The organism is Cedecea sp. P7760, assembly GCF_013386425.1.
Lineage (GTDB): Bacteria > Pseudomonadota > Gammaproteobacteria > Enterobacterales > Enterobacteriaceae > Cedecea > Cedecea selenatireducens.
This window is the reverse complement of record NZ_JACARU010000131.1, coordinates 1-413: the sequence shown is the minus strand read 5'-3', so window position 1 is coordinate 413 and position 413 is coordinate 1. Positions and strand designations below refer to the sequence as shown.

At 49.9% G+C, this 413-nt stretch carries 1 rRNA gene; it reads left to right on the top strand.

Annotated elements, in window-relative coordinates:
* The first annotated feature begins 128 nt into the window (after positions 1 to 128).
* Positions 129 to 244, top strand: a 5S ribosomal RNA gene (gene rrf, locus HX778_RS24990).
* Positions 245 to 413: the final 169 nt, after the last annotated feature.

Below are 413 nucleotides of genomic sequence, written 5' to 3'. Positions count from 1 at the left end.
CGAGAGGATTAACCTTAGAACGCCGAAGGTGTTTTGAGGAAAATTAGAGAAAAAGAGTAAATTTTCAGATTAGTTCAGGATTAGATTGATGGTTATGCGAGAACATGACGGTAAATAAACAGGATTGGCCTGGCGGCCGTAGCGGGGTGGTCCGACCTGAGCCCATGCCGAACTCAGAAGTGAAACGCCGTAGCGCCGATGGTAGTGTGGGGTCTCCCCATGCGAGAGTAGGGAACTGCCAGGCATCAAATTAGCAGTAATGGTCAGTAATACGAGGCAGTTCACTACTCTCAGAGAGTAGGACTGACGAACCGAAAGGTGAGTCTGAACGCTGCGAAGCAGCGGCCCGTAGGGTGAACGCAAGTTCATCAACTGCCAGGCATCAAATTAAGCGTGCTGATATGGCTCAGTTG